2 protein-coding genes and 1 pseudogene are annotated in these 4749 nt (G+C 74.4%); 2 read left to right on the top strand and 1 reads right to left on the bottom strand.

All coding sequences use genetic code 11. The annotated features are described in order from the left end of the window. Positions 1-119 precede the first annotated feature (119 nt). On the bottom strand, positions 120-1829 hold the full coding sequence (locus HIR71_RS16065; protein ID WP_311836331.1) for a GAF domain-containing sensor histidine kinase: 1710 nt from the start codon (positions 1827-1829) through the stop codon (positions 120-122). Between the two features lie 97 nt (positions 1830-1926). Here HIR71_RS16065 and HIR71_RS16060 point away from each other — a divergent pair, with 97 nt between their 5' ends. Next, positions 1927-3561 carry a stealth family protein gene (locus HIR71_RS16060; protein WP_169326070.1) on the top strand — a complete coding sequence of 545 codons (1635 nt, stop codon included), beginning with the start codon at positions 1927-1929 and terminating at the stop codon, positions 3559-3561. A gap of 320 nt (positions 3562-3881) precedes the next feature. Beyond that, a pseudogene (locus HIR71_RS16055) lies at positions 3882-4749 on the top strand (hypothetical protein); the annotation flags it as partial.

Genomic DNA, 4749 nt, shown 5'->3' with positions numbered 1-4749 from the left:
GTTCCGGCGTTGACCGGGACCGACCCGACCACGATGAACCCACCGGCGAGCCCGAGGCAACCGCCACATCCCAGCGCCATCTTCCCCACCCACGATGCGCCCGCAGGGCGCTCAAATGCTCAGCCGAGTGGCGCCTGCCAGCGCAGCAGCGTCCCGCGCCCCGAGGGCGGGCTGCCGAGGCTGAAGGTCCCGCCGTGCTGACGGGCCCGGGTCGCGAGGTTCTGCGTCCCCGAGTGGCGCTCCCGCGCCTCGGCGAGCCCCGCGCCGTCGTCCTCGACCTCGACGTGCACCGTCCCGGCCGGTGCCGTGCCGTGGACCGTGACCCGCACCGCGACTGAGGACGCGCGGGCGTGCCGGGCGGCGTTGGCCAGGCCCTCGCGCACGACCGCGACGACGTCGTCCGCGAGGTCGGGGTGGACGACCTCGTCGATCGCGTCGACGTCGCCCTGCTCGTCCTGCGCGGAGTCGACGACGCGCCCCCGGAACGTGATGACCAGTGAGGGCGCGAACCCGAGGCCCGTGCGGGCGAGCGACGACTCCCTGCGCAGACGCTCGACGAGCGAGCCCGCCGCGTCGGGGTCGCGGAGCGCGTGCACGATGGCGCGGATCTGGCGCACGGTCGAGTCCACGTTGTCGAGCGACTGCTCGATGATCGCGGTCAGCTCGGCAGGGTCGATGCCGCCGCGGGCACGCTGGCGTGCGGACTCGAGCTGCATCCCCGTCGCGAACAGCTGCTGGATCGCGAGGTCGTGGAGATCGCGCGCGATCCGCTCCCGCTCGTCGAGCAGCGCGGCGACGTCCTGCGCGTGGCGCGCCTCGGCGAGGACGAACGCAAGCGCCGCCTGGGCGGCGAACGACTGCGACGTCGTCAGGTCGCTCCGGTCGAACGGCGGGGAGCCGACGCGGCGCAGCAGCAGGAGCACCCCGACGCTGTGCCCGACGGTGCGCAGCGGCGCGTAGAGGGCCGGGCCGAACTGGCGCATCGGGGGCAGCTTGAGCCGGCGTGCCGCGGCGAGGGAGGGCACCAGCTCGCCCTGCCCGCTCCCGTAGGCCGCCCACGACCGGCCGTCGCGCGGCATGGTGAGCCCGAGCAGCACGTCCGCGGAGTGCCCGTCGACGATCTCCATGACCAGCTCGCCGTCCGGACCGGGCAGCACGAGCGCCGCCGTGTCGGCGCGGGCGATCTCCCGGGCCGAGCTCGCGATCTGGACGAGCGCGTCCTCCTCGTCCGCACCCTCGAGGAGCATCGTCGTGATGCGCTGGCCGGCCTCGAGCCAGTGCTCGCGCCGGTTGGCCTCGGCGTACAGCTGTGCGTTCTCGATCGCCACGCCCGCCGCGGCGCCCAGCGCGATGACGATCTCCTCGTCCGCCTCGTCGAACCCGCCCGGCTTCTCGGCCAGGTAGAGGTCGCCGTAGACCTCCTCGCGCACGCGCACGGCGGCGCCGAGGAACGACCCCATCGGGGGGTGGTGCCGGGGGAAGCCCTGGAACGCCGGGTGCTCCCGCAGGTCGGTGAGCCGCAGCACCCCGTGCGCGGGGATCTTGCCGAGCACCCCGACCGCGTGCGGCGAGCTCGCGAGCCGGGCCACGGCCGAGTCCGGGACGCCGTTCTGCACGAAGGTGACCGACGCGCCCTCCTGGTCGAGGATGTTCATCGCGCCGTACCTGGCGCCGGTGAGCTCGGTGCTGACGTCGACGAACTTCTTGAGCACGCTGGGCAGGTCCAGGTCGGCGGCGAGCTCGAGCACCGCGCGCATCAGCTCGGCTGCGCCCGCTGCCCCCGTCGCCCCGCGCAGTGCGGCCGGAACCGCGTGCTCCTCGGTCGTCACGGCGCGCTCCTCCCGTTCGGTCTCGACCACACGGTACGGGGGGCGGCCGCCGGGGCGGTGGGGCTCGACGACGGTCCGCCCGCGGGCGGACTCTACGATGAGTCCCCAGCACCATCCTGTTGCGGAGGAAGCCATCACCGAGTCCCTCGCCCCACCCGGCGTCTACCTGAGCGCGCCGGAGGCCGAGGAGCAGGACCGCGAGCTCGTCGAGGTCACGTCGCACGCCGCGGTCGTACGCCTGGCCGCGCGGTCCGACGTCGTGCGGGTCAAAGGTCGGTACGCCCTCGTCAACACCGACCGGACCCCGTCTCAGGCGATGGTCGAGGACCTGCTGTTCGTCCGGGGCGTGCTCGACGACGCCGGGATCGGCTACCTGCTCGTGCGCGGGAACACCCGGCGTCCCGTCCTGGCGGTCGACTGGCAGGACCGGAAGGCGATGCGGCGGGCGCTGGTCGCCGCGTGCCAGGACGAGCCCTTCTACTCGATGACCGTCGACGCGCGGGGGAGGTCCGCGCTGCTGGTGGCCGACGGCTCGCTCGCGCTCTCGAACAAGGCCCGGATCCTGCGCCTGTACCGGCCGCGGGTCGAGCCGGAGGGCGGGCTCACCTACGGGTCGTCCGGCGGTCTCCAGCTCGAGCTCTGGTCGTGGGAGGGGCCCGACGTCGTGCTGCCGGTCGAGAACTCCGTGACCCGCCGGATCCTCCCGGCCGACGAGGCCGTGCGCGGCACGGTCGAGCGGTACGGGCACAGCTGGCCGACGATCGAGACCATGTTCGCGGACCACGCCTCGGACATCGCGTTCGACATCGACATCGTGTTCTCGTGGGTGGACGGCAACAGCCCCGAGTACCGCGCCGCACGGGCCGCGCAGATGAAGGGCGTCGTCGTCGGGGAGGGCGACGACTCCGACGCCCGCTTCCGGCACGTCGACGAGCTGCGGTACGCGCTGCGCTCGGTGTACATGTTCGCGCCGTGGGTCCGGCACATCTTCCTCGTCACCGACTCCTCCGCGCCGGACTGGCTCGCCGACCACCCGGACGTCACGATCGTGCGGAGCGAGGACCACTTCCGGGACTCTTCGGTGCTCCCGACCCACAACTCCCAGGCGGTGGAGTCGCAGCTCCAGCACATCGAGGGCCTGTCCGAGCACTTCCTCTACTCGAACGACGACATGTTCTTCGGTCGGCCGGTCGGGCCGGAGATGTTCTTCTCGCCGGGCGGCGTCACCAAGTTCGTGGAGGCGACCACGCGCATCGGCCTCGGCGACAACGACCTCTCGCGCAGCGGGTTCGAGAACGCGGCGCGCGTCAACCGCCGGCTCCTGCACAACCGCTTCGGCACGATGACGACCCGCCACCTCGAGCACTGCCCGGCGCCGCTGCGCCGCAGCGTCCTGCACGAGATGGAGGACGTGTTCGCCGCGGAGTTCGCCGCGACCGCCGCGAGCCGGTTCCGCGCGAAGGACAACATCTCGGTGACAAACTCGCTCTACCACTACTACGCCCTCCTGACCGGGTCGGCGGTCACGCAGACCGACGCCCAGGTCAAGTACGTCGACACCACCTCCAGGTCCGGGCTCGCGGTGATGGACCGCCTGCTGAGGAATCGCTCGCAGGACTTCTTCTGCCTCAACGACGGCAGCGTCCCCGAGGTCGGCGCGGACGAGCGGGCGACGCGGGTCACCGAGTTCCTGCAGCGCTACTTCCCGATCGCCGCGCCCTGGGAGCGGTGAACCGCCGGCCTCGCGCCCCTGCGGGACGGCACGTCGCGTGTCACAGGACCACACATCCGCAGCCCGCTGTGCGATACTTGCCCCGGTTCCGAGGGGCGTCCACACCGCACCCCAGACCACCGACTGTGCTAGCTCGCCGCAACCGCGCTCGCGGCAGCCGCGCCGCCACCGCCCTCCGGGCAGGCGAGCGCCGGCGCCGCGCGCCCTTGCGGCCGGCCGCGACCGACTTCCGTCGCCGCGCACCCGCGTGAGTGACGACTGACCGCCCGAGGGACGCTGTGGAGTGTGGCCACGGCCCCCGGGCACTTGGAGTACCGCGAGTGACCCTCGACAACTCGTCCGACAGCTCGCCCGTGGACGCCACCGCCGACGCCGGCGACACAGGACGTCCCGCTGCCAAGGCGCCTCGACGCCGCGCGACCCGCAAGACCGCCCCCGCAGTCGCGGCCGCGGACGCCGCGCAGCCGGACCAGACGGCACCGAGTACCCCGCCGCGGCCTGCCGGGGTCGTCGCAGCCGAGCCGGCCGCCTCGGAGCCCAGCCAGGCCCCCCGGCCGGCGTCCGCCGAGCCCGCTGCTGAGACGCCGGCCAAGGCGCCACGTCGGCGCGCGACCAAGAAGGCGGCGGCCCCGGTCGAGGCCGCGGCCCCGGTCGAGGCGGCGGCCCCGGTCGAGGCCGCGGCCCCGGCTCCCGCCGAGCCGACCGCGGGCGAGCCCGCCAAGGGGCGGACGGCGAGGAGCCGGACCACCACGAGCCGGACCACCACGAGCCGATCCGCCACGAGCCAGCCCTCCGAGACAGAGCCCAGCGCGGCCGAGGCGGCGCCGACGCTCGACGTGATGGCCGAGCTCGCGTCGGTCACGGGCCGCCGGCCCGCTAGTCGCCGCGCGTCGCGCCGTCGCGGCGGCGAGGCGCCCGCCGAGAACGCCCCCGCCGACGTCACGCCCGAGCCGCCCGTGGTCGAGCCGGTCGCGGCCGCTGAGCTCACGCCCGCGGACGTCGAGCCCGAGGACGCCGAGCAGGCTCCGGGCGCGGATGACACCGACGTCGAGTCCACGACGGCCGAGGAGGCCCCGGCGGCGTCCGCCCCCCGCGTCCCCACGACGGCGCTGCTCTTCCAGGCGCCCGACGCGACCGCGGTCCGGCCGCGCCGCCGCCGGGCCGTCTCGCCCGCAGGCCCGCCGCGCG

Source organism: Cellulomonas fimi (assembly GCF_012952065.1).
GTDB lineage: Bacteria > Actinomycetota > Actinomycetes > Actinomycetales > Cellulomonadaceae > Pengzhenrongella > Pengzhenrongella fimi_A.
Note: the sequence above shows the minus strand (reverse complement) of the source record. Positions and strands in the feature narration are given on the sequence as shown.

Excerpts from the sequence above, each read along its gene's own strand:
- HIR71_RS16060 (WP_169326070.1), top strand. The coding sequence starts at position 1,927 with ATGAGTCCCCAGCACCATCCTGTTGCGGAGGAAGCCATCACCGAGTCC.